Annotated in this window: 26 protein-coding genes; 12 read left to right on the forward strand and 14 right to left on the reverse strand. The window is 39.8% G+C overall.

From position 1 onward, the window contains the following. Positions 1-150: 150 nt before the first annotated feature. From MWU56_RS08230 to rlmB, 6 genes are all read left to right on the forward strand, one after another. Complete coding sequence (locus MWU56_RS08230; protein WP_247043581.1) at positions 151-3,375, forward strand: SusC/RagA family TonB-linked outer membrane protein; 3,225 nt, start codon at positions 151-153, stop codon at positions 3,373-3,375. Between the two features lie 22 nt (positions 3,376-3,397). Beyond that, entirely contained in the window at positions 3,398-5,122 is a 1,725-nt protein-coding gene (locus MWU56_RS08235) for a SusD/RagB family nutrient-binding outer membrane lipoprotein (protein WP_247043582.1), read from the forward strand. A gap of 19 nt (positions 5,123-5,141) precedes the next feature. Next, a complete protein-coding gene (locus MWU56_RS08240) occupies positions 5,142-6,026 on the forward strand; it encodes a hypothetical protein (protein ID WP_247043583.1) in 885 nt (294 codons plus the stop codon). A gap of 135 nt (positions 6,027-6,161) precedes the next feature. Next, positions 6,162-6,914, forward strand: a complete 753-nt coding sequence (locus MWU56_RS08245; protein WP_247043584.1) for a hypothetical protein — start codon at positions 6,162-6,164, stop codon at positions 6,912-6,914. Between the two features lie 31 nt (positions 6,915-6,945). Then, positions 6,946-8,271 carry an aryl-sulfate sulfotransferase gene (locus tag MWU56_RS08250; protein WP_247043585.1) on the forward strand — a complete coding sequence of 442 codons (1,326 nt, stop codon included), beginning with the start codon at positions 6,946-6,948 and terminating at the stop codon, positions 8,269-8,271. Positions 8,272-8,346: 75 nt separating this feature from the next. Next, positions 8,347-9,078 (forward strand): 23S rRNA (guanosine(2251)-2'-O)-methyltransferase RlmB, encoded by a 732-nt coding sequence (rlmB, locus tag MWU56_RS08255; protein ID WP_247043586.1) that lies wholly within the window; start codon positions 8,347-8,349, stop codon positions 9,076-9,078. A gap of 3 nt (positions 9,079-9,081) precedes the next feature. Here the strand turns inward: rlmB and MWU56_RS08260 are convergent, their stop codons facing one another. Beyond that, positions 9,082-9,807, reverse strand: coding sequence for a rhomboid family intramembrane serine protease (locus MWU56_RS08260; RefSeq protein WP_247043587.1), 726 nt, complete (start codon positions 9,805-9,807; stop codon positions 9,082-9,084). A gap of 119 nt (positions 9,808-9,926) precedes the next feature. On the opposite strand from MWU56_RS08260, the gene MWU56_RS08265 reads away from it, so the two are divergent. Further along, positions 9,927-11,204 carry a replication-associated recombination protein A gene (locus tag MWU56_RS08265; protein ID WP_247043589.1) on the forward strand — a complete coding sequence of 426 codons (1,278 nt, stop codon included), beginning with the start codon at positions 9,927-9,929 and terminating at the stop codon, positions 11,202-11,204. On the opposite strand, the gene MWU56_RS08270 is transcribed toward MWU56_RS08265, so the two are convergent. Genes MWU56_RS08270 through radC form a run of 6 tightly spaced genes read right to left on the reverse strand, consistent with a single transcriptional unit; the run spans position 11,201 to position 16,802 of the window. Next, a complete protein-coding gene (locus tag MWU56_RS08270) occupies positions 11,201-12,049 on the reverse strand; it encodes a hypothetical protein (RefSeq protein ID WP_247043591.1) in 849 nt (282 codons plus the stop codon). The two genes, MWU56_RS08265 and MWU56_RS08270, sit on opposite strands and share 4 nt — an antisense overlap. A gap of 13 nt (positions 12,050-12,062) precedes the next feature. Next, a complete protein-coding gene (locus tag MWU56_RS08275) occupies positions 12,063-13,520 on the reverse strand; it encodes a DUF5723 family protein (RefSeq protein WP_247043592.1) in 1,458 nt (485 codons plus the stop codon). Further along, positions 13,517-14,068, reverse strand: coding sequence for a hypothetical protein (locus MWU56_RS08280; RefSeq protein ID WP_247043593.1), 552 nt, complete (start codon positions 14,066-14,068; stop codon positions 13,517-13,519). The genes MWU56_RS08275 and MWU56_RS08280 overlap by 4 nt, the downstream gene beginning before the upstream one ends. A 54-nt stretch (positions 14,069-14,122) precedes the next feature. Next, complete coding sequence (locus MWU56_RS08285) at positions 14,123-14,812, reverse strand: YjjG family noncanonical pyrimidine nucleotidase (RefSeq protein WP_247043594.1); 690 nt, start codon at positions 14,810-14,812, stop codon at positions 14,123-14,125. After that, on the reverse strand, positions 14,805-16,100 hold the full coding sequence (locus MWU56_RS08290) for a polysaccharide deacetylase family protein (RefSeq protein ID WP_247043595.1): 1,296 nt from the start codon (positions 16,098-16,100) through the stop codon (positions 14,805-14,807). The genes MWU56_RS08285 and MWU56_RS08290 overlap by 8 nt, the downstream gene beginning before the upstream one ends. Positions 16,101-16,103: 3 nt before the next feature. After that, entirely contained in the window at positions 16,104-16,802 is a 699-nt protein-coding gene (gene radC / locus MWU56_RS08295) for a RadC family protein (RefSeq protein WP_247043596.1), read from the reverse strand. A 53-nt stretch (positions 16,803-16,855) separates the two neighbouring features. Between radC and MWU56_RS08300 the strand changes: the two genes are divergently transcribed. Further along, positions 16,856-17,308, forward strand: coding sequence for a DUF1569 domain-containing protein (locus MWU56_RS08300; RefSeq protein WP_247043597.1), 453 nt, complete (start codon positions 16,856-16,858; stop codon positions 17,306-17,308). A gap of 4 nt (positions 17,309-17,312) precedes the next feature. On the opposite strand, the gene MWU56_RS08305 is transcribed toward MWU56_RS08300, so the two are convergent. Further along, positions 17,313-18,203 (reverse strand): Mur ligase domain-containing protein, encoded by an 891-nt coding sequence (locus tag MWU56_RS08305; RefSeq protein ID WP_247043599.1) that lies wholly within the window; start codon positions 18,201-18,203, stop codon positions 17,313-17,315. Positions 18,204-18,298: 95 nt separating this feature from the next. Here MWU56_RS08305 and MWU56_RS08310 point away from each other — a divergent pair, with 95 nt between their 5' ends. Genes MWU56_RS08310 through MWU56_RS08320 form a run of 3 tightly spaced genes read left to right on the forward strand, consistent with a single transcriptional unit; the run spans position 18,299 to position 20,157 of the window. Then, positions 18,299-18,610: a cupin domain-containing protein gene (locus tag MWU56_RS08310; RefSeq protein ID WP_247043601.1), complete on the forward strand. Its 312-nt coding sequence runs from the start codon at positions 18,299-18,301 to the stop codon at positions 18,608-18,610. Positions 18,611-18,613: 3 nt separating this feature from the next. Then, a complete protein-coding gene (locus MWU56_RS08315; RefSeq protein WP_247043603.1) occupies positions 18,614-19,399 on the forward strand; it encodes an SDR family oxidoreductase in 786 nt (261 codons plus the stop codon). Positions 19,400-19,410: 11 nt separating this feature from the next. Then, a complete protein-coding gene (locus MWU56_RS08320; protein ID WP_247043604.1) occupies positions 19,411-20,157 on the forward strand; it encodes a CPBP family intramembrane glutamic endopeptidase in 747 nt (248 codons plus the stop codon). A gap of 20 nt (positions 20,158-20,177) precedes the next feature. Here MWU56_RS08320 and MWU56_RS08325 read toward each other — a convergent pair whose 3' ends face one another. The 6 genes from MWU56_RS08325 to MWU56_RS08350 all read right to left on the reverse strand — a co-directional run bounded on the left by MWU56_RS08325 (position 20,178) and on the right by MWU56_RS08350 (position 25,216). Beyond that, positions 20,178-20,903 (reverse strand): LytR/AlgR family response regulator transcription factor, encoded by a 726-nt coding sequence (locus MWU56_RS08325; protein WP_247043606.1) that lies wholly within the window; start codon positions 20,901-20,903, stop codon positions 20,178-20,180. Further along, positions 20,900-21,847 (reverse strand): sensor histidine kinase, encoded by a 948-nt coding sequence (locus MWU56_RS08330; protein WP_247043607.1) that lies wholly within the window; start codon positions 21,845-21,847, stop codon positions 20,900-20,902. The genes MWU56_RS08325 and MWU56_RS08330 overlap by 4 nt, the downstream gene beginning before the upstream one ends. A 180-nt stretch (positions 21,848-22,027) precedes the next feature. Beyond that, complete coding sequence (locus MWU56_RS08335; protein WP_247043609.1) at positions 22,028-22,237, reverse strand: hypothetical protein; 210 nt, start codon at positions 22,235-22,237, stop codon at positions 22,028-22,030. A gap of 249 nt (positions 22,238-22,486) precedes the next feature. After that, the gene (locus MWU56_RS08340) at positions 22,487-23,011 is read right to left on the reverse strand and encodes a DUF4136 domain-containing protein (protein WP_247043610.1); all 525 of its coding nucleotides are present in this window, start codon (positions 23,009-23,011) and stop codon (positions 22,487-22,489) included. Positions 23,012-23,076: 65 nt separating this feature from the next. Further along, positions 23,077-24,078 carry a GTPase ObgE gene (gene obgE / locus MWU56_RS08345; RefSeq protein WP_247043611.1) on the reverse strand — a complete coding sequence of 334 codons (1,002 nt, stop codon included), beginning with the start codon at positions 24,076-24,078 and terminating at the stop codon, positions 23,077-23,079. Between the two features lie 31 nt (positions 24,079-24,109). After that, positions 24,110-25,216, reverse strand: coding sequence for an adenylate kinase (locus MWU56_RS08350; protein ID WP_247043726.1), 1,107 nt, complete (start codon positions 25,214-25,216; stop codon positions 24,110-24,112). A gap of 117 nt (positions 25,217-25,333) precedes the next feature. Here MWU56_RS08350 and MWU56_RS08355 point away from each other — a divergent pair, with 117 nt between their 5' ends. Then, the gene (locus MWU56_RS08355; RefSeq protein WP_247043612.1) at positions 25,334-26,488 is read left to right on the forward strand and encodes a 5-(carboxyamino)imidazole ribonucleotide synthase; all 1,155 of its coding nucleotides are present in this window, start codon (positions 25,334-25,336) and stop codon (positions 26,486-26,488) included. Positions 26,489-26,490: the final 2 nt, after the last annotated feature.

Here is a 26,490-nt window from a genome sequence, read left to right on the forward strand (position 1 = left end):
CCCCCATAAAATTACATATATGATAATGCATTTTCACAATGTTACAAATCCAACATTTTCGTAACATTTCTTAAAGATTTTATAAAATTAGTTTGGATTATTAACATGAAATTGTGATTTTAGCAACTAGCTAATTCAAATAATTTAACAATGAGAACAAAACTTAATGGATTGTTAACGCTATTATTGGCGTTTGTTGTGCATATATCCTATGCACAAGACAAGACGATTACAGGTACTGTTTCGGATGCTGATGGGCTTCCGTTACCTGGAGTCAACATTGTCGTTGAAGGGACCATGACCGGTACCCAAACAGATTTCGATGGAAATTATGCCATCAGTGCAAGTGAAGGGCAAACATTGCTATTCACTTATATTGGACAAAAACCTTCTACAAGGATTGTCGGTGCTGCCAGCGTAATTAATGTTCAAATGGAGGCGGACACCCAAGCCCTTGAAGAGGTGATTGTTACCGCACAAGGTATCAAACGTGAAAAGAAAGCCTTGGGATACGCAGTTTCATCTGTTGGTGAAGAGGACTTGGAACAGCGCGCCGATGGCGATGTTGCCCGGGTACTTTCCGGTAAAGCCTCAGGGGTAAACATTACTGCTGCAGGTGGTATGTCAGGTTCTGGTACAAACGTCGTAATTAGAGGTTTAAGCTCCTTTAGTGGAAGTAACCAAGCACTTTTTGTAGTGGATGGTGTTCCTTTTAGTAGCGACACCAACGCCCAAGGTAACTTCTTGGATGGTAATACAGGTTCTTCCAGATTCTTGGATTTGGATCCGAACAACATTGCCAGCGTGGAAGTACTGAAAGGTTTGGCAGCTGCCACACTATATGGTACACAAGGTAAGAATGGTGTAATCTTGATTACTACCAAAGCCGGTTCCGGTGGAGGTGGTGCCAAAAAAACAGAGATTACGGTAAACCAATCGTACTTTGTTAATGAAATGGCCTCCTTACCAGATTTCCAAGATGAGTATGGTGGTGGTTTTGACCAGTCTTTTGGATGGTTCTACAGTAACTGGGGACCCTCCTTTAATAAAGAAGGAGTTGCCGGTTGGGGAAATCAGCCTGCTATCGACGATAACGGCACCCTTGCACACCCTTATTCAACTACTGCAATTGCAGCAACTAGGGATGCTTTTCCAGAACTTCAAAGTGCAAGATATGACTGGAAGCCATATGACAGTGTTGAAGACTTCTTTAGCCCTGGCGGTGTAAGCAACACATCCATCAACATTAACGGTGGAACCCAGGATGGCACAACATCATTCAATGTTAACCTAGGTTACTTGAACGATGAAAGTTTTGTTCCCGGTAACGATTTACAGCGTTTTAACATCTCTGTTGGAGGTAGAACGCAGCTTACCAATAAATTTACCATTAGCGCTGCTATGAACTATTCAAGAACCGACTATCGTACACCTCCCATTGCGGCGAGTAGAGGTAATGGAACGCTAGGCTTTTCTACATTTGCTGCCGTTTTCTTTACACCTAGAAACGTGGATTTGATGGGGCTACCTTTCGAAAACCCCATAGATGGATCTAGTGTGTACTATAGAAATGGTAATGATATTTTGAACCCGAGATGGACTGTAGCGAATGCGCAAAACTCCCAGTTGACCAATAGGTTCTTCTGGAATGCTGCCGCTACTTATGCATTAAACGACAACTTGGATCTAACCTATAGAGCCGGTATGGATTTCTATACTGAAAGAAACACTCAATATTCAAATAAAGGTGGTGTTACTTTCAACGATGCAATTTTTGGTTTCTTGAACACTTATGATAACAATAATACGATTTGGGATCATTATGTGGCACTTAATGGAAACTACGACCTTTCTGAAAAATTAGGCATGACCTTTACTGCAGGTGCAACAACAAGGTCTACCACATTCGATCAGCAAGGTGTTGCCAGTACGGGACAATTGGTTTATGGAGTGGTACGTCACTTTAACTATTCCAACCAATTACCTATCCAATACTCGGAAAGAAGAAATATCGCGGGTGTTTTAGGACAGGTAACTTTAGATTACGACAACATGTTGTTCTTAACAGGTTCTACAAGGACTGACTGGGTTTCTAACTTGATCACAGAGAACAACAGTAAAACATATCCCAGTGGAAGTATATCTTTCTTGCCAACGGCCGCTTTTCCAGAATTGCAGTCACAAGGAGGTCTAAACTTTTTAAAGTTAAGAGCTGGTATTGGATCTTCCGCAACATTCCCAACAGCTTACCCAACAGTAGGTATTGTTGAGCAGAACACACAAGTCTTTGGTGAAGGTGGTGAAATTACCACAAACCAAGTTGCTAACTTTAAGGCAAATCCAGACTTGAAGCCTGAGCTATTATCTGAATTCGAATTAGGTTTTGAATCAAGATTTTTCAATAGCAGAGTTTCTTTGGATTTCACCTATTTTGACCGTACAACAACAGACTTGATCGTACGTGAGCCTCTATCGCCATCAACAGGATTCACATTCACTCAGAGTAATGTTGGTAAGATTGAAGGTGACGGTATCGAAGTTGATGCCTCCGTGGATTGGTTCAGAAGTGATTCTCCAGATGGATTTAACTGGAACACTAGAGCAAATTTCTCTACGTATAAGCCAGTAGTTACTGAGCAAGAGCAAGACATCATTATCTATGCAGGTAGTTCTACTTTGTTTGTAGGTGGTAACGCCGCTATCGAAGGCAAACCTCTTGGATCTATGGTAGGTACAGCTGTTGGTAGAGATGCAGACGGCAATCTATTGGTTAACGATGCAGGTGATTACGTAATTGTTGAACAAGATTTAGATGGTAACGTTCCAGTAATAGGTGATCCAAACCCAGATTATGTAATGAACATCATCAACACGATGTCTTATAAAAACTGGAACTTTGGTTTCCAATTGAGCCACACTAAAGGTGGGGACATTATGTCAAGTACAGTTGCAACCCTTCTTGGTCGTGGTTTGATTACCGAGACTTTGAACAGGGAGAACACATACATATTGCCAGGTGTATTGCAAAGTACAGGTGAAGTGAACAACAAGCAGACAAACAATGCGTCTTACTATTTCGACAACGTTTTGTTCGGTCCTGCCGAGCTTAAGGTTTATGATGCGTCTGTACTTAGATTGCAAGAGGTCTCTTTGGGTTATTCCTTCCCAAAAAAGTTCTTGGACAAAACTCCATTTGGAACTTTGACCATCACTGCGCAAGGATTCAACCTTTGGTATGATGCTTATAACATGCCCGCTGGAGCTAACTTTGACCCTAACGTTCAAGGTGCAGGAATCGGTAATGCTCAAGGGTTCGATTTTATCAACGGACCAAGTGCTAGGAAATACGGTTTGAGCGTCAAAGCATCGTTTTAAATAAAAAAATAGCTAAAATATTATGAAAAAAATAGGTAAATATATAACCGTTGTCTTTCTACTAGCAGGATTATTAAATTCTTGTGAGACAACCGATTTGGATCTCCTAGTGAGTCCCAACGACCTTGCTGCCGACCAGGCAGACCCTGCATTGCTACTGAACTCGATTCAGCTTGCATATGCCGGCAACATGTACGATTTAAGTATCTTGGGAGGTGAATTAACCAGGATTGAATACATGAGCGGAAGAAACTACTTTAACAACTACCCTGGTAACGTCCTGGACGATGTCTGGGAAAGAACATACAGTAGTGGCTGGGGAGCTGATGAAGTGTATTCTTCGGATTATGATTTGGGTATTTTCACCAATGTTCAACGTTTGGAGGACGTAAATGCTACCAGTGATGTGGATTATTCATTCCATATTGCGGTAGGTAAAACCATTCAGGCACATATGCTTATGCTGCTTACCGATTATATTGGTGAGGCCGTGTATTCCGAAGCCGGTGACCCAGACCAATTCCCTGCTCCTTTAATGGACGATGGCGCTTCTGTATATGCAAGTGCATTGGCTTTATTGGACGAAGCGGAAAGTTTGTTAGCTACAAACCCTGGTACGGTTGGAGCTACGGATTTCTTTTACGATGGAGATACTTCTTTATGGATTAAAGCAGTAAACTCCATTAGGCTGAAAGCGTATATTACTACAGGCAACACAGCTGCTTTTGATGCTGTAATTGCAGAGAACAATTATATTGATGAAGCTGAGGAAGATTTCCAATTTAATTACGGAAGCCGTGATTTGCAACCCGATACACGTCACCCTGATTACGCCGATGATTATACCCCAAGTGGTGCCGACCTTTACCGCTCCCTTTGGTTGATGGAGTATATGCAAAATGTCGATGATCCTAGGATCCGTTACTATTTTTATCGTCAGGTTGGTGAAACTCCCGGAGCACCTGGGGTTGATCCGAATGAGGAAACCTTGGCCTGTTCATTGGCCGTACCACCATTACACTATCAAACAGGTGACTGGGCATACTGCAGCCTACCGAACGGTTATTGGGGTAGACAACACGGTAACAACGAAGGTAACCCACCAGATGGATTCAATAAAACTGCAATTGGGGTTTACCCAGCAGGTGGTAAATTTGACGATAGTGATTTTGCTGTGGATGACGAAGATCCTGCCTATGATCCTACAGTTGGTTTGGGCAAAGGTGGTGGTGGAGCCGGACTCCAACCAATCATCCTTTCTTCGTATGTAGATTTTTGGAGAGCTGACAACGCCATAGCCAAAGGGGAACCTGATGCTGTAGTGGCTGATTTATTCGAGTCTGCTTTAATCAAATCCATGGCTAAAGTACGTCCATACGCTTCCTTGGACCCAACTGCTGACTTGAGCTTTGCGCCAACAGATGCACAAGTGACCACTTGGATTGACGAGATTATAACTGATTTCTTGGCAGCTACTGGAGATGATCAAATGAACATTTTTGCAGATCAGTATTTTGTGACATTGTACGGTGGTTCTATTGAAGCGTACAACTATTACAGAAAAACAGGATATCCAACAAACTTGGCTCCTAACTGGGAAGCTAATCCAGGACCGTTCCCAAGAACCTTCCTTTACCCTCAAACTGAGGTGATCACAAATCCGAATTTAACACAAAAAACGGATATGACAGGACAGGTTTTCTGGGATACCAATCCAGCATCACCAGCATTCCCAGCAGCTCAATAACATTAAAAAATTGAAAATTATGAAAATAATAAATAAATCACTTTCAGTTGCAGCATTAGCGCTATTAGGACTCACATTCAACTCCTGTGATGATGGCGATACTGTGATTGATGAAGTATTTGCAAATACCACCAGTGGTATTGTGCTAAGAACAGTGAATGTGGAATCAGACGAATTGCCTATAGGTCAATCTGACTCCTACTTTGCTGTTGAATTGGAAATGCAGGACGAAGAGGATGGCGCCTTGGTAGAAAGTTTAGATGTGTTTGTTTCCTTCAGTGACCGTACAGTTGAAGAAGGAGAAACTGATTATAGCGCATCAGAAGTTCAGGTAGCTACCATTTCAAGTTCTGAATTTACAACTGGACAATATGGGTTTCCAAGAACCACCTATTCCATTACGTTACCAGAAATGTTGAGTGCACTTTCTTTATCAGAGACCAATGTAGATGGGGGCGATAATTTTTCTATCCGTTTTGCAGCTAATATGACTGATGGAAGAACATTCTCAAATGGCCAAAATACGGATACCTCTACAGGATCATTCTTTGCATCTCCGTTTCAGTACAATGCAGCAGTTGTTTGTCCACCGACTACTCCAACAGCTGGGGAATGGACAATTGATATGCAAGATGCCTATGGAGATGGTTGGAATGGAGCTTCAGTAGCTATTACCATTGATGGTGAAGAAACCAGCTATACCATCGACGATGGGGCTTCTGTTTCAGCAACTTTCGACGTTCCTGATGGAACTGAGGTAATTTCCATTAAATTTGTATCAGGAGATTGGGATTCAGAAGTGACATTTCAAGTTACATCCGCTAATGGCGATACCATATTGGACCTAGGTCCAAGTCCAACTGCTGAAGTTGAATTACTCAACTACTGCTTGGACAACTTATAATGGACAAGTGAAGATTATAACATTAAAAAGCCTGGAAAAATCCAGGCTTTTTTTTTCACTTTTAGTTAGGCAAAACCCTATCTTTTTTCTTATATTATACCCTATTATTTTAGTTTACTCTTTAACATCAATCACATGAAAAAAAATTTTGCACCCTTACTAATTCTTTTTACAGCACATACATTATCAGCACAATACGCTGGGCAAGTTGCATCTGGCAGTTCATACAACGCTGCATCCTCCGCTATGGTCTCAAGCGTAATTGGAGATATGGACAATCAATATGATCGGTTGTCCAAGCAAACCGGGATAGATCAGTTCTCAGGATCTCCTTATACCAACGACGGTTTTAAACAAGCTCCAGTTTTTTACAATGATGAAAGCATGGGCAACTTCTATTACAGATATAATGCTTACAACGAAGAAATTGAACTTAAAAAGACCGCTTTACCTGAAGAAAAAGTAAGTGCGCTAACAAAAGATAAGGCCATTAAAGTGATGGCCCAAGGTAAACCTATGGGGTTTGCCACTTTTATAGATAGCAAAGGAAATACCTTAAATGGTTACTTAACCACCGTTTTCGACGGTGAAAATTATGACCTCTTTAAAAGGGTCAATGTTAAATTTACCGAAGGACAAAAAGCCCAAAACTCTTTTGTTAAAGCCGTGCCTAACAGGTTTACACATTTTATAGAATATTATTATCAGGAAAAAGGGGTTAATAGAATCGATGAGGTTCCTTTGAAAACCAATAAAATGATCAAATTATTCAAAGAACCCTTAAAGTCAACAATCAAAACTTACATAAAAGACAATAATTTAGACCTTAAAAACGAAGCAGATCTCATAAAAACCTTTGAATTTTTAAATGAGAAAAAGCAGGGTTAAAAATAACACCCAAGTACTATCATAAATACAAATGTTAAAACATTTATTCGGAAAATTCTTTATCTTCTTTGTTTACATACCATTATTATTGTCCTGTTCTAACGATGATAACACTGGTTCAATGCAAGACCCTGAGGAGTACGTAGAAGAACCTGAAGAAAATAATACCGAACAGGAAGTCATTAAAGGCGATAAGGGCTCTGTAACCTACTACAACAAAGATCTGGTACAGGATGGCTACATACTGGTTAACGACCCTCAAAATGTGGCGGTTTACCTTATGGATAAAAATGCCGATGTAATTTTCGAGTGGGATCTTGGGGATAGGAAAATTGGCAACGATGTCGTACTTCAAGATGATGGTTCACTTTTAGCTTCGTTACGATACAATACAAGTGAAGATATACTTTTTGGAGGTTATGGAGGACAAATTCAAATCATGGACAAAGAAGGTACGGCACTATGGGATTTCACCTATGCCACCAGTGAACATAGAACCCATCATGATCTTGAGCGTTTGCCCAATGGCAATGTCTTGGCAATAGTATGGGAAAAAATCCCTCAAACTGAAGCAACAGAAAAAGGATCTACGCACAATATGGATCTTTATTTGGAATCCATTATCGAGATAGATCCAAATACCGATGATATTATATGGGAATGGCACTCCATAGATCACATTGTCCAAGATGTTGATGATACCAAATTAAATTTTGGTTCCATCTTAGAAAACCCACAATTAATTAATATTAATTTCAACAGTAATGACACAGGCAACCTTATGCATATCAATGGAATTGATTATGACGCGTCAAATGATCTAATCTATCTCAGTGTCAATTATTATAGTGAAGTTTGGGTAATAGACCATAGCACCACAACCACATCAGCGGCATCGCATATAGGAGGAAACTTTGATAGAGGTGGGGATTTGGTATATCGATTCGGAAATCCTTCGGCTTACAACGACCAGGAAACTGAAAGAATATTTCGTAATAATCATCACCCAAATCTTTTTGAACCCGGAAAATTACTGATTTTTTCCAATGGTGGAGATTTGGAGCAATCCACTGTATATGAAATGCAATTACCCCATGCATTAGACCAACAAAGCGTTCCACCCAATACAGCTCCCGAAATACTTTGGAGCTTCACCGATACAGAACTTTATAGTGATCGGGTTTCTGGAGCAGTTCGTCTTCCCAATGGAAATACATTAATCACAGAGGGAGATTATGGTATCTGGGAAGTTACTGAAGATGGAGAGGTGGTTTGGAAATTCTCCGGGACAGGCTTTTTCTGGAGATCTTACTATTATTCCAAAAACCATCCCGGTGTCAAAGCTTTGGGATTATAACTACTAAAAATACTTCGACCAATAAAATGAGAGTTTGTCACTTTGTTGCATCTTTGCAAATCAATTGTAGAAACAATGAGTAGTCAAATCTATGGAATCAGGGCCGTTATGGAAGCAATAAACGCGAATCAGCCCATAAATAAGATCTTTGTACAAAAAGGGCTAAAAGGAGAACTTTTCAAAGAATTGGAATCCTCTGTTCGAAAAAATGGTATTAGCCTATCCTATGTACCCATTGAAAAGCTAAATCGCCTTACAAGGAACAATCACCAAGGAGTAGTAGCGCAAATATCACCTGTGCAGTTTCACAATTTTGAGGAATTGGTGGAACAAGTCCTCAACAACGAAAAAAAACCACTTTTCTTAATGCTTGACGGAGTATCGGATGTACGAAATTTTGGTGCTATTATCCGTACGGCAGAATGCTGTGGGGTTCATGCCATCATCATTCCAAAAAGTGGCGCAGCTCCCATAACCGACGACACAGTAAAAACTTCTGCAGGAGCTGCATTCAATGTCCCAATCACCAAAGTGGATCATTTAAAGGATGCTATTTTTTATCTACAATCCTCTGGTATAACGGTGACTGGAGCTACCGAAAAAGCGGATGATGATATTTATGGGGTGGATTTTAACCAACCTACTGCCATAATCATGGGCTCAGAGGATAAGGGCATCTCCCCTTCTACCTTAAACACACTTGATCACCAGGCAAAGGTGCCACTATTGGGCAAAATTGGTTCTTTGAATGTTTCCGTAGCCTGTGGCGTGTTCCTATACGAAGTGGTTCGGCAACGAAAAAAATAGACATTAGTCTTTTTTGGATGTTTTGTAATGGTATTTAATTTCGATTTGTTCCTCAGTTTTTTCCTCACTGGAAATTTCTATAAAATTCCCATTTTCGTCAAAGTGTTTTAGGAAAGGGTCATTGTCCTCATTATAATCCTCTAGTTCCCAATCGTATTTACGAACCTCAGGGACTCGGACCCTAGTTACAAATGCCAGCACAAGACCCGTTAAGAATCCGGCGAGGTGCCCCTCCCAAGAAATACCATCCTTTACCGGGAATATATACCAGATCATGCTCCCATAAATAAATACAACCACCAATGAAAGCGCCACCAACCGATAATTTTTTGCCAGCACTCCTTTAAAGAAAATAAAACTGGCCAATAAATAAATTACCCCGCTCGCCCCAATATGGTATGATGGTCGCGCAATGGCCCATGTGAGTAAACCTGAAACCAGGGTACCTAACAGCAATACCTTGAGTGCTGCACTTCGATAAAAATAAACCAAGAACGCCATCAGAACTGCCAAAGGAATGGTATTATTGTACAAATGCGATAAGGAACCATGTATAAATGGACTGAACAATACGCCTTTTAACCCAGACAGTCTTCTAGGGTAAATACCATAATCGTTCAGGTTGACACTGAATTGTATTTCTATCCAAAACACGGTCCAAATGGACAATACAGCCAATAATGGCGCCAACAGTACTGTATTTGAAAATTTTAATGTATCTGAACCCATATTTTCATAAAATCAAACATCCCGCCATAAATCCAATTATGACCAAATTGTCAGGCGACAAACCAAATCCTTCTTAAAGTAAGAACCCAAGACCGTCAAATTTATTTTATTTTTACCCCATGAACGAACCTTTGGCAGAACGGATACGCCCGAAAACTTTAGAGGATTATATAAGTCAACAACATCTTGTAGGAAAACAAGGTGCTTTGACCAACCAGATTAAAAATGGTATTATTCCCTCTTTGATTTTTTGGGGGCCGCCAGGAACAGGAAAAACAACCTTGGCCAACATTATTGCATCAGAAAGTCAAAGGCCTTTTTATACTTTGAGCGCAATTAGTAGCGGAGTCAAGGATGTAAGGGAAGTTATTGATAAAGCCAAACAAAGTGGAGGATTGTTCACATCCAAAAACCCCATTCTTTTTATTGATGAAATTCATCGTTTTAGCAAATCACAACAAGATTCACTTCTTGGTGCCGTAGAAAAAGGTTGGGTTACCCTTATTGGTGCAACTACCGAAAACCCGAGTTTTGAAGTAATACCGGCACTTTTATCCAGATGTCAGGTATATACCCTGAACCCATTTGGTAAAGATGATCTGATTGCGCTATTGGAGCGAGCCATAAAAACAGATACAAGTCTGTCCAAAAAACAAATAGCGTTAAAAGAAACCGAAGCACTATTACGTTTATCCGGAGGAGATGGAAGAAAATTGCTCAATATTTTTGAACTGATCATCAGCTCAGAGGAAGACAATAGCATTGTAATCACAAATGACCTCGTGCTAAGTAAGGTTCAAAAAAACACCGTTTTGTATGACAAAACTGGGGAACAACATTACGACATTATCTCGGCCTTTATTAAAAGTATTCGCGGCAGTGATCCCAACGCCGCAGTGTATTGGTTGGCCCGTATGATCGAAGGTGGCGAAGATGTTAAGTTTATTGCCCGTAGAATGATCATATTGGCTTCTGAGGATATTGGAAATGCCAATCCAACCGCACTAGTATTGGCCAATACCACTTTTCAATCGGTCACTATTATTGGGTACCCTGAAGCACGGATTATTTTGAGTCAATGTGCTACGTATCTAGCTAGCTCGCCAAAAAGTAATGCCAGCTATATGGCCATCAACGAAGCACAACAAAAAGTACGTCAAACAGGAGACCTATCCGTTCCAATGGGCCTTAGAAATGCCCCAACCAAATTGATGAATGATTTGGGATATGGCAAAGGATACGATTACGCCCATAACCACGACAATAATTTTGTGGACTTTGAATTCCTTCCAGATGAAATTAAAGGAACTACATTCTATAAACCAGGAAACAACCCAAGGGAAAATTCCATGAAAGACTTTTTAACGAAACGATGGAAGAACAAGTATGATTTTTAGAACTTGATGTTCAATTCTTTCTGTACTTTGTTACCGTTCTCGGAATACTCCAACATCCATGTACCTTTTTGCTGAAAAACCACGGCGTTATTACCTTGAAAATCGGTAATATAAATATTTTCCATGGAGGTTTCCTCCAATTTTAGCACCACTTTTGGAGTGCTATCCACAAGTTGATAACCGTTCTCTATAGGCTGGGCATATAAAACCCCCGTAAGATTCGAAGCATCTATTTTGTCTTCACCAACTGTTTTCGCAATAGTTGTTCGTTTTGGTTCGACCGCCTTATATACTTGTTCCTCCATAGTGGCCTTTTGCTCTATTACATGTTCTTTGGACTCTTTTTCAACCGATTTCACATCATCTTTAAAACTAATGGTGACGGGAGCTGTTTCCTTTGCGACATCTTCCTTTCTAGGCTCATACTCATGGTTCATACCTGTATAGGAAACAAATGCATTTTTAAGGGCTTGTTTATAGGATTCATTATATTCTTTAATCTTGCTCCTACCCTCTACGGACCTAAAAACCTCAACATTGTTGCAATCCCTCAGGGCAATATTTACTTTTGTGGTAAACATGGATGAATCATCTATAATGTCCGCTACAAGACCTAAGCACCTATCGCCAGCTAAATCTACCGGAAAGGCATCATCGTAAACAACATCGAACCCATTTTCAGCAAAATAATATTTCAACAAAGTGCTGGATTGATATTTATTCTCTGCGTTGAACGCATCAAATTTCTTCGGAACAATAATATATTTATAATTGTTCAGTTGTGCATTGACCGCGCCGCTCATTATCATTGCAAAAAATAATATGTACAATACTTTAGATTTCATATAGTAAGAGTATTCAATTATTGTTCCAAGATATAATATTAAATCCGAACTGTAAAGAAGCATAGTGACTGTCAGCAATATTGCTGTAACTTAAAAGGTTATCGGCCAACACATAAAAATTTACCGGACCCATTTGAAAATTTGCTCCCAATCCAATATTTGTATATGAATACTTGTCAATGGTGTAAGTAGTTTTCAAGGAAAAGGCCTTTCCAAATCTTCGTTGATAAAAAGCGGTCAATGCGGCCTGTACCCCTCTTGGTCTTTTCATCATAAACAATTGTCCTCCCACACCGTTTCTGTAATAATCCCTGTTACTCCCACTTTCCGCATTGATTGCGCACCCACAATTCTCAAACAACGAGCTTCCTCCTTCTCCAAAATCATATCTAACGGAACCATAAACTTTTACAGGCCTCCATGAAATATAGCTTGATTCGTTTTCACCATGGGGCAATGCTTGATCAATTTCGTCGATCAGTTCCTGCCATAGATCGTTGTCCACATTATTTATATCCTCCGGAAGAAATACAGAAATCCCATCGGTTGTAGTACTTCCACTAAAGGTATAGTTCCAAACATCTTTGGAATTACTGATAAACCCAAGGTCCAAAAGACTACCTGTAATGGTGGTTTGTGGATTTAGTTGATAGCTAAACCCAAAGTCCAGACCAAGGCCAAGATTTCCCCCTAACAAGACGCGCTCTGTGAACAAATTTGTTACATCCTTACGTGTTGTACCGGTATCTTCCTCAACAATATCGTAAAACCTTCTAATTCCAGCGGTCTGCAATTGCATGTCGGCACTAATGGAACTTTCGTACATATTGTTCGCACCTTGGGTGGTAGCAAATGACCCGGAATTATTTATGGATTGAAACTGAAAAATACTGGAATAAATCTTGGCCCTCGCACCTAAAGTAAGTACTGAATTAACCTTTCTATTGATGCCAAAGTGAAACACATTGACCATTTCGCCACGAAGGTTTAAATCGCCAAGGTCAAAAGTCCTGCCTATATTATTACCACCGTTACCTTCAAAAGCCAAAATAGCCAAATCCTTGGGCCAATAAGAGATAATGTCCATTTCTCCGTACATTCCAAAGGAATAATAATCATCTGGCCTGTTTTTTCCTCTAAATCCAACTGTGAAGCCCTCTATCTGACTAGTAGAACTAAAGTCATCCTTATCCTTCATCACATCAAGAAGTCGTTCCTGAACTTTTGTGGTAAAGTCGATGCCATCGTTGGCAAAAAGATTGTTCACAGTAACCCCACTAGTAGCTCCCTGAACCGAAACTCCTGATATTACAGGTATTCCAGCATGCCATTTTTGCGATGTTTTCACCCCAGGGTTTACCAATAACGACTGTGGGATTTCGTAAAAATCGTACAACAGCTCCTTGTTTTGGGCAAAACCATTTACACCAAAAAAAAGGGCTATGAAGCTAATTTTAAGTATGGCTTTCATTGTAGTTCGAATAGAAATTCGCCTCCAGATTGCAATATTATTTTTGAATCTTGTGTTGAAGATTCACTGGTGCCATCTCCAAGGTTTCTTGCTAAAATCCTAAAACCTGTGGTGTTTACAAGTATATCCAGGCTTTTGCCTCCTGTCCCATAAAAAACTTCTCTGGTCAAAATTCCGGAAGGGTCTGCTTCTATATCAAAGATTTCGGTGTCCAATACACGGCCGTCATCATTTAAAAACTGAATGGCAATTTGAATTTCCTTGCTAGTGGTGTTCTCTATTACATAGCCAATGGAACCTTCCAATACATGTTCGGCCACGAATCTTTCACTAAAAGCATTAAAGGTTGCTTCCCGAGAATAAAATGTGCTAAGTGCACCGGCAGTATTTATGGTCTCCTCATCCGATTCAAAATAAAAAAGACCAGAACTAATAGTCGGAGTAATATTCAAATCATCTATTTGAGAAAAATCCTGCTCATCGGAACATGATGTCACAAAGAACAGTAGACCCATGGCCAAGAGACCGAGATAGCGTAATTTTTTCATTGCCAAAACATTTCCAAGTGTTCAAAAATGGGGTATGCCACTCTTATGATAACTCTACAAAATGTTTTTTATTTCAATAAGATTGTTAATCATTTTGCATATACCATGTTCAGAATCATTATGGAAATTATAGTGCAGTACCTGCATTCCCATGGTCTTGGCCCCCAGAATATCAGCCTCGAGATTATCTCCAATCATTAATGCGTTTTGTGGGCGTACCTGAGCTAAGTCTAAAGCCATTTCAAAAATATATGGATCAGGCTTTTTTACCCCGGCCATTTCAGAATCTATAACCTTTTGAAAATAATGATCTATACCACTTCCTTTAAGCTTTTTTGTCTGTATTTCTTGAAAACCATTGGTTATGATATGCAATTTATATTTTGGAAAAAGGTATTCCAACGTTGGAACGGTATTGGGCAATAAATGGTTAAATGAGGACAGTTGTGCTATATAATCATGAGCTAACATATTGATTACGTCATCTGAGATAGGGGCACGAAGGGCATCGAAAGTTTGTTTTAATCGTTGATATCGCAATTCTGATTTACTAATTCCATTTTTGCGGTACAACGCCCACATTTGAAAGTTTATAGGGGAATATACTTCCAAAAATCCATCTAAATCCACTGGCACTTTATGGTGCTCCAAAATTTTGGCAAAAGTAAGTGAAGAGTTTTTTTCGAAGTCCCAAAGGGTATGGTCCAAATCAAAAAAGATATCGGTTACCTTATAATCAAACATAATAACGTTTTAATATGGTTTGATAAAGTTCCATCCAGTCCAATTGCTCTTTCCCTCCCAATAATTCATTGGAAAAAACCAAATTAAAATCTCCTTTTACCTGCTTTACCATTCGATATACCCGATCCATTTTATCGAAAACCTCATCTTTGGAGCTATACTTTAGCAGGGCATAATCGTGCATGGCGAAGGGATGTATTTTTATAGGCTGCCTTACTTCGGTATTAATGTCGTAAAAATAAAATGGTGTGCATGTTCCTGCTCTAAAACCTATTTCGTGGGTGTAGCCCATGGAAAAATCATCTGTAAACTCGGTTTCGACCAAATTTCTATAGGTGGCGGGAACATTTACTTTATTGTATCTGAGCCTAGCATAGTTAATAGGCCTGTTGATTAAGTTCCCTAACTGCTTTTTCTCTTCAAGTAGCACCTTTTTATCCAAGGACGAAACAAATGATGTACTGAGTGAAACAATGCTGTAATCCGCTACGGACTTTATTAAATACCTGAACTTGTTATTATTGGTGGACACATTTTTATCATGGGCGGAATGTTTCGCAAATTGAAAAAAGAACATCGTTTGGATCGGAAACTTTTTATGGATCTCCACCAATTCCAAAAAATTATCATACGGGTCTTTTTTCAGTCTCAACAAAACAGATAAGCGTTCCCAAACATTTCGGAATTTAAAGTTGGTCAAGTCCAATAAGAAACCACCAATCGTCCTAGAGAACCCTCTCATTGCATAAGAATGTGAGGTGGTAACATTAATTATTGAAGTAAAGCGATAGTTGCGCTCCTTCGCCTCTAAATCGGGAAAGCGTTCTTTGAGTGCTTCTAATAATTTTTGTGCCCAAAGATCTACCATCGGCAGCTCCAAAAAATTGTTTTGATAGGCAATACTTTCCTTTACCGGAAACCTACCAACCGCGTCCTTAACATGTGGCAAATACTCTTCGTACCTGCTCAAAAGGAAAAAACTTGCAGAGAATATATCAAAGGGAACCGTACTTTTTTCTCCCGATGAAAAAAAACAGGGAATACCTTCCCAATCCGAAACCTTGACCTCCAAGTCATTGATGCCCTGCTCAAACAATAAGTCGTTGCTCCGAATAAAAAATTCGTTCTGCAACGGCTGTTTGGAATAGGTCATTTTTGGTCCATTATGCTTTATGAAATCCTCCACCTTGGTGGTAAAACCGATTTCCACTCCCAAGATCTTAACAAAAATCTGCTTGGCAGTATAGCTCAACCGGTTGGTTACTTTATGGGTAAATATTAATAACATGCCCTACAGTATTCCTTTATCTGCAAAACTAATATATTGGTGTCGGGCCAAAATCAAATGGTCCAGAATTTTTATATCCAAAGCTTCCGCAGCAATTTTCAATTTATTGGTTATCTGTCTATCTGCCGTGCTTGGTTTCAATGTTCCGGATGGATGGTTATGGGCTAGGATAATCCCCACGGCACCCAATTCCAATGCTTGCTTCAACACCAATCTGACATCAACCAAAGTTCCCGTAATCCCGCCTTTACTTAATTGCGCCTTATGCACAACTTTGTTGGAGTTGTTCAGGTAAACAATCCAGAACTCTTCATGCTGCAACTCACCTATCAATGGATAAAGCAATTCGAACACATCGTGGCTACTCTTTATTTTGGTGATTTTTGAGGTATCCTCCATTCTTCTGCGCCTGCCCATTTCCAAAGCGGCAGCAATGGTAACCGCTTTTGCCTCTCCAATGCCCTTGAATCGCATCAACTGATTTACGGACAGGTTGCCAAGTTCATTTAAATTATGGTTAACTGAGGCCAATATTCTTTTAGAAAGTTCCACAGCACTCTCCTCCCTGCTTCCAGACCCGATTAAAATAGCAATCAATTCGGCATCGGACAGTACATAACTGCCTTTTTGCACCAATTTTTCCCTTGGCCTATCATCGTCGGCCCAATTTTTAATGGAAAAGGAAGCTGCTTTTTCTTGCATGGTCTAAAGATAGAAGAATAATTTTATGTAATTTCCATGATAATTCATTCAAAATGAAATCCCTTTTCAACAACGAGGCCCACGAAGAAATTATATCCAGGATCAACAAACTTTCAGATGCATCCGAAGGACAGTGGGGCAAAATGAAAGTCGCACAAATGCTTCACCATTGCCAGTATCCTTTGAAAATTTCGTTGGGAAGGTATAATCCCGACAACAAACCAAACCCAATGCTTAAACTAGCGGGTATATTTTTTAAGAAGAGTCTTTACAACGATAAACCATGGCGGCATGGCCTCCCAACTGCCAAGGGTTTAATAGTTGTGGATGAAAAAATATTTACTGAAGAGAAAGAGGTTTTGATTGACTTGACCAATGATTTTCATTTGGAAAAAAATAGAAAAAGTTGGGACCCACATCCTGTATTTGGTTCTTTTACACACGAACAATGGGGACAGATGCAGTACAAACATCTAGACCATCATCTTCGACAATTTGGGGTTTAGATAATTATTTATACGTCGCCATAGCTTCGTAGAACTCCACTTCGTCCACCCCCATTTGCTGACATATCCACTTGGCTCCTGCCATATTTCTTAAATCTGAAGTTCTTGAAATTTCCAATGGCATTTCGCCATCGGGCGTGTCCAAGAAAAATTCTCCATCGACTTCTTGATAATCCGGAGTGCCATACAGAAACTTTCTAATGGGATTTTCCGATGATTCCACAAGTTTTCTCACTTCTTCATCTTCTTCGTTATAGGTAATGCTTCCACCTTTTACAATCCCGTCCACATATGCACTATATTGTTCCACATAGTTTTCAAAACCTGAGTAAACCCCATTATTCTCAAATCGAATATCACTCAACAAAGCTATATTGGGTTGATATAATTGAAGTTGTGGAGTTCCATCGATTCCAGATAATGAACTATCACCTTCAATAACAATAAAGTCGTTTTCCTCGGTCAGATGAATTCCATGTGGGGCAGATGATGCATAGTCCGCGGCAACATCATTATAATCCAATACATGTAAAATCATAGTAGCAATTGTTGTTTTACATTGGCTACCAGCAACTACAACCCTTGTTTTGTATTTTGATAGTTCGTAGAGGAACTCAGGATAAGAAAAAATATGGTGCCCCAATTCTTGGGCCTTGACCAACTCAGGATTACCTTGTTTTACGCTTGACCCGATTACAACGGCATCTAATTGTGCGTGGATTTTACTGGGCGACCACCCTGTTTCGTTGGACAAAAGTCCTTGCCCTTTCATCAAGGATGTCAGTGATTCATCAAACACCTCATCACTTCCTGTTATGGTTTCTCCTTTTTTTTGTAGCGCAACGGCCAAGTTGCTCAAATTAGCTTCACCCAATCCTATAAAATGTACCTGCATTGAATCAATTTATCTGTCAAAAATAGCCAATGTGCGTACCATTACAAATAAAGAAACTTGTTATTAATTTCTATCTTGGTCTAAATTTGAGAACTATGAACCTATCAGAAATCCAACCAAAGGAAATTATGCCGGGCTACCATGGCAAACTGGTGCATGGTGAACGTATGAGCTGGGTGTTTTGGGATGTAGACCAAGATGCCGAAGTACCAGAACACCAACACGATCACGAACAAATCATGCACGTAGTCGAGGGTACTTTTGAATTTACCTTGAACGGCGAAAAAAAAACCTACATAGCTGGTGATATTGTAATTATCCCATCCAACATTCCGCATAGTGGAAAAGCATTGACCCCATGTAAGTTAATGGACATTTTTAGTCCTGTAAGAGACGAATACCGATAAGCCATGAATATATCATTAAAAAGTAAAAATGCCCTTGTGGGCGGGAGCAGTAAAGGAATTGGAGCCGCCATTGCACAACAACTCGCCCTAAGTGGTGCCAGTGTAACTATTATGGCTCGTAGTGAAAATCGCTTGAAAGAATTGGTTAATGAGATGGATACCTCCCTAGGGCAAAAACACCAATATCTGGTTGTAGACTTTTCTAGTTTTGATAAGTACAAAGAAGTGATTTCTTCATACTTTGAGCACAATACCGTAGATATTTTGATCAACAATACGCAAGGCCCTGAAGGCGGTGGCGCATTGGAAAAAAATGTGGAGGATTATCAACAAGCTTTTGACCTGTTGTTCAAATCGGTTGTATATACTACCGAACTTGCACTGAAACATATGCAGGAAAACAAATGGGGAAGAATAATCAATATCGCCTCCATTTCGGTAAAGGAGCCCCTGAATTATTTGGCGCTTTCCAATACCATAAGAGCTGCAGTGGTTACATGGGCCAAAAGTTTGGCGTATGATGTGGCCAAGGACGGCATCACGGTAAACAGTACATTGACTGGTTATTTTGATACAGACCGCATAGCGCAGTTGAACTCCAAAAAAGCAGAAAAATTGGGAATCTCTCCAGATAAAGTGCGCGTCAATATGGAAGAGCAAGTCCCAATGAAGCGAATAGGCGACCCAAAGGAATATGGATATTTGGTGGCGTTTTTGGCTTCGGAGCAAGCGGCATTTATTACGGGAACCAATATTCCGATTGATGGAGGGTTATTGAAATCTCTCTGATTATATGTTAAATGGATTTTTTTAACAGGCATCTAAAAATTACGCTGAGTTTTAACTGGAAGTTGGGACTTGCCTTCATCTTTATTTTTGGTGTTCCCCGGTTTCTTGCGGTACTCAATGCAAGTAAAACAGGGGATTATGGGTTTACATCTATCATTTTTGTGGTAATGTGGATTACACCTTTTCTTTTGCTGACCAAACAGGGAAGGACAGCAATAGGAATCAAAAAACCTGATAATTACAGTGCTATCTTCCTTGGGTTTATTTTGGGTGGACTTGTTTGTCTAGTAGTTTGGCTGGTGGGAACGTGGCTATATAACGACACTGTTCAAAATTGGCTGGTATATATCTCAAGGTCCTATCAAGTGCCCATGGATCAGAATTTTGACTCAGTCAAGTTAAAATATTTCATCATTTTTGGAGTTACGAGCATGATATTTAGTCCCATTGGGGAAGAATTTTTGTACCGCGGACTCATCCACAGGTGTTTTTCCGAAAAATTTGGGGAAAATAAAGCATCAATTATAGACAGCCTTGCCTTTGGGCTGACCCATTTAGCTCACTTTGGAATTCTTTTTATTGATGGAAGGTGGGTGTTTTATTGGATTCCTGCCATATTATGGGTCATGCTGATGTTTTTTGCCTCTCGTGTGTTCTTTATGCTCAAACAAAAATCCAACTCCATATGGGGAGCTACCTTATGTCATGCAGGTTTTAATTTAATGATGACCTACCTTATCTTCTACCATATATTTTAAGAATGAGTGGTGTTTTGCAATCATAAGCTCATTCTATCCTTAAAAATGTAAGATTGCCTTCTGGAAACCTCGACTTCCTCACCATTTTTTATGGTAAGCTTTAATTTACCATTGAACCAAGGCACCACATTTTCGATGTAATTGGTATTCACAATTTGTTGACGATTGGCCCTAAAAAAAGAATCCTCCGGCAACTTTTCTTCTACTTGGTTGAGCGATTTATACAGCATAGGCTTTTTATCCTCAAAATACACACGGGTATAATTGCCCATAATCTCAAACAGGGAGATATCTCCAATTTTCACCAACCAGCACGAATCCCCATCTTTTATGAATATTTGGCTATCCTCGGTAAGTTTTTTGGTCGTCGATTTAGCTTCCGAATTTGAAGATATTTTGTCCCTCACCTTGTCCATGGCCATATTGAACCGTTTATCGCTAACCGGTTTCAAAAGATAATCCAAGGCATTGTACTCAAATGATTTTATGGCGTATTCGTCGTATGCGGTGGTAAAAACCGTGATTGGAACCTCATCCAACATTTCCAAAAGATCAAATCCATCTTTTTCTGGCATATTGATGTCCAAAAAAAGTAGGTCCGGAGATTCGGATTCAATCAGTTTCACCCCATCGTCAACATTACTGGCTTCTCCCACAATCTCCAAATCATCATGGAGTTTGATCAATTCCTTCAACTCGTTACGTGCCAAACGGGAGTCTTCAACTATTACCGCTCTGATTTTCATATCAAAGGAATTTTGATTTGTGCCACCACCTCATCGGATATTTCCTCTAGTTTAAAAGATGCACGACCAGCGTACAACAACTTCAACCGCTGTTCAATGTTTTTCAACCCCAGTTGCGTGGAATCCTTGGAAATCTTCAATTTACCGGTATTATTCACCTCAATATAGAGGTCATTGTCCTTTTTAAAAACAGCCAAAACAATCCGTCCCCCATCCTTAAGGTTGGAAATACCATGTTTTGCCGCGTTTTCTATCAACAATTGAATGATCATAGGCGGAATTCGAACATCCAGTATATCCTCATCCACTTTTTTAACGAACTCCAGACGATTTTCAAATTGGATTTTTGACAAATCGATATAATTGTCCACCACCTCCAATTCTTCATGAACTGGTATATCGTTTATATTGTTTTTGGTTAGGGAATATCGGATTATTTCGGAAAGTTTAGTGAGCATTTCTCTGGACTTCTCCACATCTTCCAACATCAAGCCTCGAATATTGTTGAGACTATTGAACATAAAATGTGGGTTGATTTGTCCCTTTAACGTATTTAATTGTGCTTGCTTCAAAGTAGTGTTCAACTCTAAACGCTCTATCCGGTTTTGGTTTAATCTAAGAAGAAGTTTGATCACCAAATACGTTATCACCCAAGCACCGACCAAAAATACAGAGTTGAGCACCTGAACCATGATTTTGTCGTACCCCTCGAATATGTGCATTTCTGTTTCGGTGAGTTCTGGCCCAAATTTCACATAGAGATATCCAAAAAAAACGTTCAAAAGGCCAAAAAGTGTAGCTACCAGCAATGTGGAAACGATTATCTTAATGACTTCTTTTCCTCCAAAAGAATCAAAATGAACGTTTCTTTTGAGGTACCATCTCAATATGGAGGTTGAAAACACACCAATAAAAGTTCCAACGATAATCGAGAATACAATCATCTCAAAACTTATATTTTGCGGAATCAAAGCCCCTATGGAATTAATAAAACCCCAACCAAGAAATTGGAGAACCCAAAATGCAATATTCCTTTTTCGTGTACTTAACTCCATTATGTTGAGCTTGAATTACCCAAATTTACATTAAACTTATATGGGATAACCTCAATTTATATATTGACCTTAAGATTTCTGGACTTCCTTCTTCTTAAATGGATTATAACAAGATTTTTTATTCGGTAAAAATGCTATCCACATCAGGGTAGCACCTGAATAGAAAAATGGAAAGTACTCCATATATTCCCAAGTATTAAACTTGCCGTATATCCCTATCATAATGCCAAGGGCACCCATTGCTAAAATTACTTTTTGTTTTGTATTAAGTTTGCTCATATCGATTGATTTTAACTGTCGCTTCTGCGAATTAAAGAATAATAGTAACTAAAAGTGTGATTATTAATTTAGCCAGTGCTATCATGATTCTTCGGTTTTAGATTATAATTCTATAGCTAAAGTAATGGACAACTATTGCCTGGTGAAGTGAATTATGACAAGTGGCAATTTTGTGATACCGAACGGTAAAACCGATTTGTTCTATGGATGAAAATCAACCGGAAATTGCGCAACAACCTGATTAATAGTCTATTTTACTTTAGGAGGGAATTTGGAAAACACTTTTTCTATCAAGGCCTTTAACTTCTCTTCTCTTACATTGGGAGATGCATTGTCCCTGAAGCCACTTTCTGTCGTAGCTTGCCAAACTAGAGCATCGCGTTGCGCATCCACCACATCAAACTGAATACTTCGCTGTATACTGGAACCACCTAAAGGCAACCCAACAGAAATACCGCCTCCAACATTTCGACCGCCACCTCCAATGCCGACCCCAACATTGTTACTCGGGGCTTTTCTATATGCATCGCTCAAAATATTGATAAAGAGTTCCGGTTCTTCGGCCAATCGATAACCTCGCGCTTTTAAAGTCGAATCCAAGGACCGGAGCAATCTTTTTTCATCCAGTTGACTCAATCCAGATTGCATATCCGAATAGTAGTTGTACGTAGAATAGTTCGAAAAATCAACTGCCTTGTCATAGTCATAATTCACCTTTATGCCACTACAGGACAAAAGTGTCGACACCAATATTAAGGAAAGAAAAAAACGCATTATAGGACATTTGGGTTCCTTTAAAATTAATCAATATATTGATTAAGTGGGCAGAAGAATACCTATTATTCGTTCAACAACTTCCAAAAGTTATCCTTGAGTTGTTGAATTCCCAAGCCACTTACCGATGATATGAAAGTGTATGGGACATCTTTAAAATCTTCTTTCATATCCGCATCCATTTCATCAATCAATTCTTGGTCCAACATATCGCATTTAGAGATAGCCACCAGGCGATTTTTATCCAACAATTCGGGATTATATCTTCTTAGCTCATCCAAAAGAATTTCATATTCCTGGCTAATATCCTTACTATCGGCAGGAATTAGAAACAATAAGGATGCATTGCGCTCTATATGGCGCAGAAAATAATGTCCAAGTCCTTTGCCCTCTGCGGCACCTTCTATGATCCCGGGAATATCCGCCATCACAAAACTCCGAAAATCACGATATTCCACAATACCCAAATTGGGTTTTAAAGTTGTAAACTCATAATTGGCAATTTTAGGTTTTGCGGAGGTCATTACGGAGAGCAATGTGGATTTTCCTGCATTTGGAAAGCCAACAAGACCTACATCGGCCAAAACTTTCAGTTCTAAAGTAAGTTGTCCTTCCTGACCATCAATTCCGGGCTGGGCATATCTTGGAGTTTGGTTGGTAGGGCTTTTAAAGTGCCAATTACCTCGACCTCCCATACCTCCTTCAAGAACAATTTTCTCCTCCCCGTCCTCGGTAATTTCAAAAAGTACTTTGTTTGTGTCAGCATCTCGTACAACCGTTCCCAATGGCACTTCAAGATACACATCTTCGCCATCTGCACCGGTGCTACGGCTTTTACTTCCGTGTTCACCATGACCTGCCTTGAAATGCTTTTTAAACTTGTAATGTACGAGCGTCCACAAATTTTTGTTCCCTTTGACTATAACATGTCCTCCACGGCCACCATCACCTCCATCTGGCCCGCCCTTGGCCACATATTTTTCGCGTCGCAAATGCGCAGAGCCCTGCCCCCCCTTACCAGAAGAAACATGCACTTTTACGTAATCCACAAAGTTGCCCTCGGTCATATATATGTGTTAAGTCCTAGTTGAACTGTTATTATAGGGAATCGATCACCTTACTCAAGCGCTCAGTGATGTCTTCGATTTCACCAATTCCGTTTACAGAATGAAATTTACCTTGCGCTTTGTAAAACGCTTTCAACGGAGCAGTTTTTTGATTGTACTCATCAAAACGATTACGGATCTTGCTTTCATCTTGATCATCGGAACGTCCACTGCTTTTGCCACGTTCCAGTAAACGTGCCACTAGAATATCATCTTCTGCTTCTAACGCAATGGTCGCATTGATTTTCATGTCCTTGGATTCCAAAAAATTGTCCAATGCTTCAGCTTGGGCGGCCGTACGCGGAAATCCATCAAAAATGAAGCCTGCCGCATCTGGACTTTTCTCGACTTCTGCCTTCAACATTTCTATGGTCACCTCATCTGGCACCAAATCACCTTTATCCATGTAAGACTTGGCCAAGTTTCCAAGTTCCGTCCCGTTTTTTATATTGAAACGGAAAACATCCCCCGTGGAAATGTGTCTCAAATTATATTTTTCTTTTAGGAACCCGGCTTGAGTACCTTTTCCTGCTCCTGGCTTTCCAAAAAGCACTAGGTTGATCATATCTGTTTGATTTAATTGGTAAACTTCTCTTAGATTTCGACCCAACTCGTTATAGTCCAAACCATATCCCACAATAAAATGATCGGGGATTTCCAAACCTACATAATCTATGGCATATTCGCCATTGTACACATCGGACTTGTAAAAAAGTGTACCGATTTTAAACTCTTTAACGTTGGTATTGGAGAATAGATGAACAAGTTGTTTCAACGTACGGCCAGTGTCCACAACATCTTCCAAAATAATCACACTCTTCCCCTCAATTTCCTCGGGAACGTCCAAAAGAGTCTCCACAATTCCTGTTGAAGTAAGTCCCTGATAGGAGCTCAGACGCACAAAAGAAACCTCACAAGGGTGCTGATAAGCTTTTAGAAAATCGGCCACAAACCTAAAAGCTCCATTTAACACACCGACGAACAAGGGTGTTTCATCCTTATATTCTTCAGCGATTTCCTTGGCCATTTTATCTATGGCGGCAAGGATTTCCTCCTCCTTAATGTATGGCTTAAAAAACTTGTCGTGGAGTTTAATCAATGTGTTCAAGTTATGGTCAGGTTGGCAAAGATAATATTTTTAAAGGTGCTAAACTCTCACTTCTTTTATAGCCTCGTAGATTTCATGTATTTTTGTTCACATTCAATTTACAAATCAATGCAATTTTTCTCTTCCGACTTTAAACTAGGAATATTAGGTGGTGGGCAGTTGGGCAAAATGATGCTCTACGAAACTCGTAAATGGGACATCCAAACCAAGGTGATGGATGCTTCTGAAGATGCTCCTTGCAAAATAGCTTGCAACGAATTTGTCCAAGGCAATTTAATGGATTTTGATGCGGTCTATAGTTTTGGGAAAGATGTGAACGTGCTCACCGTAGAAATTGAAAATGTAAATGTGGATGCACTTGAAAAGTTGGAACATGAGGGAGTAGAAGTGTACCCTCCTACCAAAACCTTGAGAACCATTCAGAACAAAGCAGTACAAAAACTGTTTTATACAGATCATAATATTCCAACTGCTTCCTTTACACGGTTTGCCTACACTTCCGAAATCGAGGACAGCATAAGCAACGGAGGACTTTCATTGCCGTTTATTTGGAAAAGTGCACAGTTTGGCTACGATGGACAAGGCGTCAAAGTCGTCCGCAAGATCGAAGACCTTAATGACTTGCCCAATGTGGAGTGCATCGCCGAAAAAATGATTGATTTTAAAAATGAATTGGCGGTTGTGGTAGCACGGAACACCAAAGGTGAAGTAAAAACGTATCCCGTGGTGGAAATGGAATTCCACCCCGAGGCCAATCAAGTGGAATATGTAATCTGCCCCGCACGAATTGATGATACCGTGGCCAAAAAGGCCCAAGCAATAGCTTTAAAGGTTTCGGAGCATATAAAGCATGTAGGCTTATTGGCTGTGGAAATGTTCCAAACCAAGGATGATCAAATTCTAGTAAACGAATCTGCGCCGAGACCACACAACAGTGGACACTACAGCATTGAAGCCAGTTATACCAACCAGTTTGAACAAGATATCCGAGCCATTTTAGGCCTTCCTTTGGGTAAAACCGATAGCAAAGTGGCTGGAATTATGGTTAACTTGGTGGGTGCCGAAGGATATACCGGGGATGTTGTATATGAAAACATCGAAAAAATATTGGGGATAGATGGTGTCACTCCACACATCTATGGAAAAAAGCAAACAAGGCCTTTCCGTAAAATGGGCCATGTTACTATTGTCGATGAAAATATGACCAGAGCCAGAGAACTGGCACAACAGGTAAAAGAAACCATTAAAGTGATAAGCAAATAAAA

This window comes from Allomuricauda sp. F6463D (assembly GCF_023015965.1).
Lineage (GTDB): Bacteria > Bacteroidota > Bacteroidia > Flavobacteriales > Flavobacteriaceae > Flagellimonas.

What these genes read in the sequence shown, in the direction of transcription:
- MWU56_RS08325 (WP_247043606.1), bottom strand. Translation starts at nt 20,903, where the DNA reads ATGAAAATCAGAGCGGTAATAGTTGAAGACTCCCGTTTGGCACGTAAC.
- MWU56_RS08260 (WP_247043587.1), bottom strand. Translation starts at nt 9,807, where the DNA reads ATGGGTTCAGATACATTAAAATTTTCAAATACAGTACTGTTGGCGCCA.
- MWU56_RS08320 (WP_247043604.1), top strand. Translation starts at nt 19,411, where the DNA reads ATGGATTTTTTTAACAGGCATCTAAAAATTACGCTGAGTTTTAACTGG.
- MWU56_RS08310 (WP_247043601.1), top strand. Translation starts at nt 18,299, where the DNA reads ATGAACCTATCAGAAATCCAACCAAAGGAAATTATGCCGGGCTACCAT.
- radC (WP_247043596.1), bottom strand. Translation starts at nt 16,802, where the DNA reads ATGCAAGAAAAAGCAGCTTCCTTTTCCATTAAAAATTGGGCCGACGAT.
- MWU56_RS08265 (WP_247043589.1), top strand. Translation starts at nt 9,927, where the DNA reads ATGAACGAACCTTTGGCAGAACGGATACGCCCGAAAACTTTAGAGGAT.
- MWU56_RS08305 (WP_247043599.1), bottom strand. Translation starts at nt 18,203, where the DNA reads ATGCAGGTACATTTTATAGGATTGGGTGAAGCTAATTTGAGCAACTTG.
- MWU56_RS08235 (WP_247043582.1), top strand. Translation starts at nt 3,398, where the DNA reads ATGAAAAAAATAGGTAAATATATAACCGTTGTCTTTCTACTAGCAGGA.
- MWU56_RS08280 (WP_247043593.1), bottom strand. Translation starts at nt 14,068, where the DNA reads ATGAAAAAATTACGCTATCTCGGTCTCTTGGCCATGGGTCTACTGTTC.
- MWU56_RS08270 (WP_247043591.1), bottom strand. Translation starts at nt 12,049, where the DNA reads ATGAAATCTAAAGTATTGTACATATTATTTTTTGCAATGATAATGAGC.
- MWU56_RS08230 (WP_247043581.1), top strand. Translation starts at nt 151, where the DNA reads ATGAGAACAAAACTTAATGGATTGTTAACGCTATTATTGGCGTTTGTT.
- MWU56_RS08355 (WP_247043612.1), top strand. Translation starts at nt 25,334, where the DNA reads ATGCAATTTTTCTCTTCCGACTTTAAACTAGGAATATTAGGTGGTGGG.
- MWU56_RS08335 (WP_247043609.1), bottom strand. Translation starts at nt 22,237, where the DNA reads ATGAGCAAACTTAATACAAAACAAAAAGTAATTTTAGCAATGGGTGCC.
- rlmB (WP_247043586.1), top strand. Translation starts at nt 8,347, where the DNA reads ATGAGTAGTCAAATCTATGGAATCAGGGCCGTTATGGAAGCAATAAAC.
- MWU56_RS08240 (WP_247043583.1), top strand. Translation starts at nt 5,142, where the DNA reads ATGAAAATAATAAATAAATCACTTTCAGTTGCAGCATTAGCGCTATTA.
- MWU56_RS08340 (WP_247043610.1), bottom strand. Translation starts at nt 23,011, where the DNA reads ATGCGTTTTTTTCTTTCCTTAATATTGGTGTCGACACTTTTGTCCTGT.
- MWU56_RS08300 (WP_247043597.1), top strand. Translation starts at nt 16,856, where the DNA reads ATGAAATCCCTTTTCAACAACGAGGCCCACGAAGAAATTATATCCAGG.
- MWU56_RS08315 (WP_247043603.1), top strand. Translation starts at nt 18,614, where the DNA reads ATGAATATATCATTAAAAAGTAAAAATGCCCTTGTGGGCGGGAGCAGT.
- MWU56_RS08245 (WP_247043584.1), top strand. Translation starts at nt 6,162, where the DNA reads ATGAAAAAAAATTTTGCACCCTTACTAATTCTTTTTACAGCACATACA.
- MWU56_RS08285 (WP_247043594.1), bottom strand. Translation starts at nt 14,812, where the DNA reads ATGTTTGATTATAAGGTAACCGATATCTTTTTTGATTTGGACCATACC.
- obgE (WP_247043611.1), bottom strand. Translation starts at nt 24,078, where the DNA reads ATGACCGAGGGCAACTTTGTGGATTACGTAAAAGTGCATGTTTCTTCT.
- MWU56_RS08290 (WP_247043595.1), bottom strand. Translation starts at nt 16,100, where the DNA reads ATGTTATTAATATTTACCCATAAAGTAACCAACCGGTTGAGCTATACT.
- MWU56_RS08275 (WP_247043592.1), bottom strand. Translation starts at nt 13,520, where the DNA reads ATGAAAGCCATACTTAAAATTAGCTTCATAGCCCTTTTTTTTGGTGTA.
- MWU56_RS08330 (WP_247043607.1), bottom strand. Translation starts at nt 21,847, where the DNA reads ATGATTGTATTCTCGATTATCGTTGGAACTTTTATTGGTGTGTTTTCA.
- MWU56_RS08250 (WP_247043585.1), top strand. Translation starts at nt 6,946, where the DNA reads ATGTTAAAACATTTATTCGGAAAATTCTTTATCTTCTTTGTTTACATA.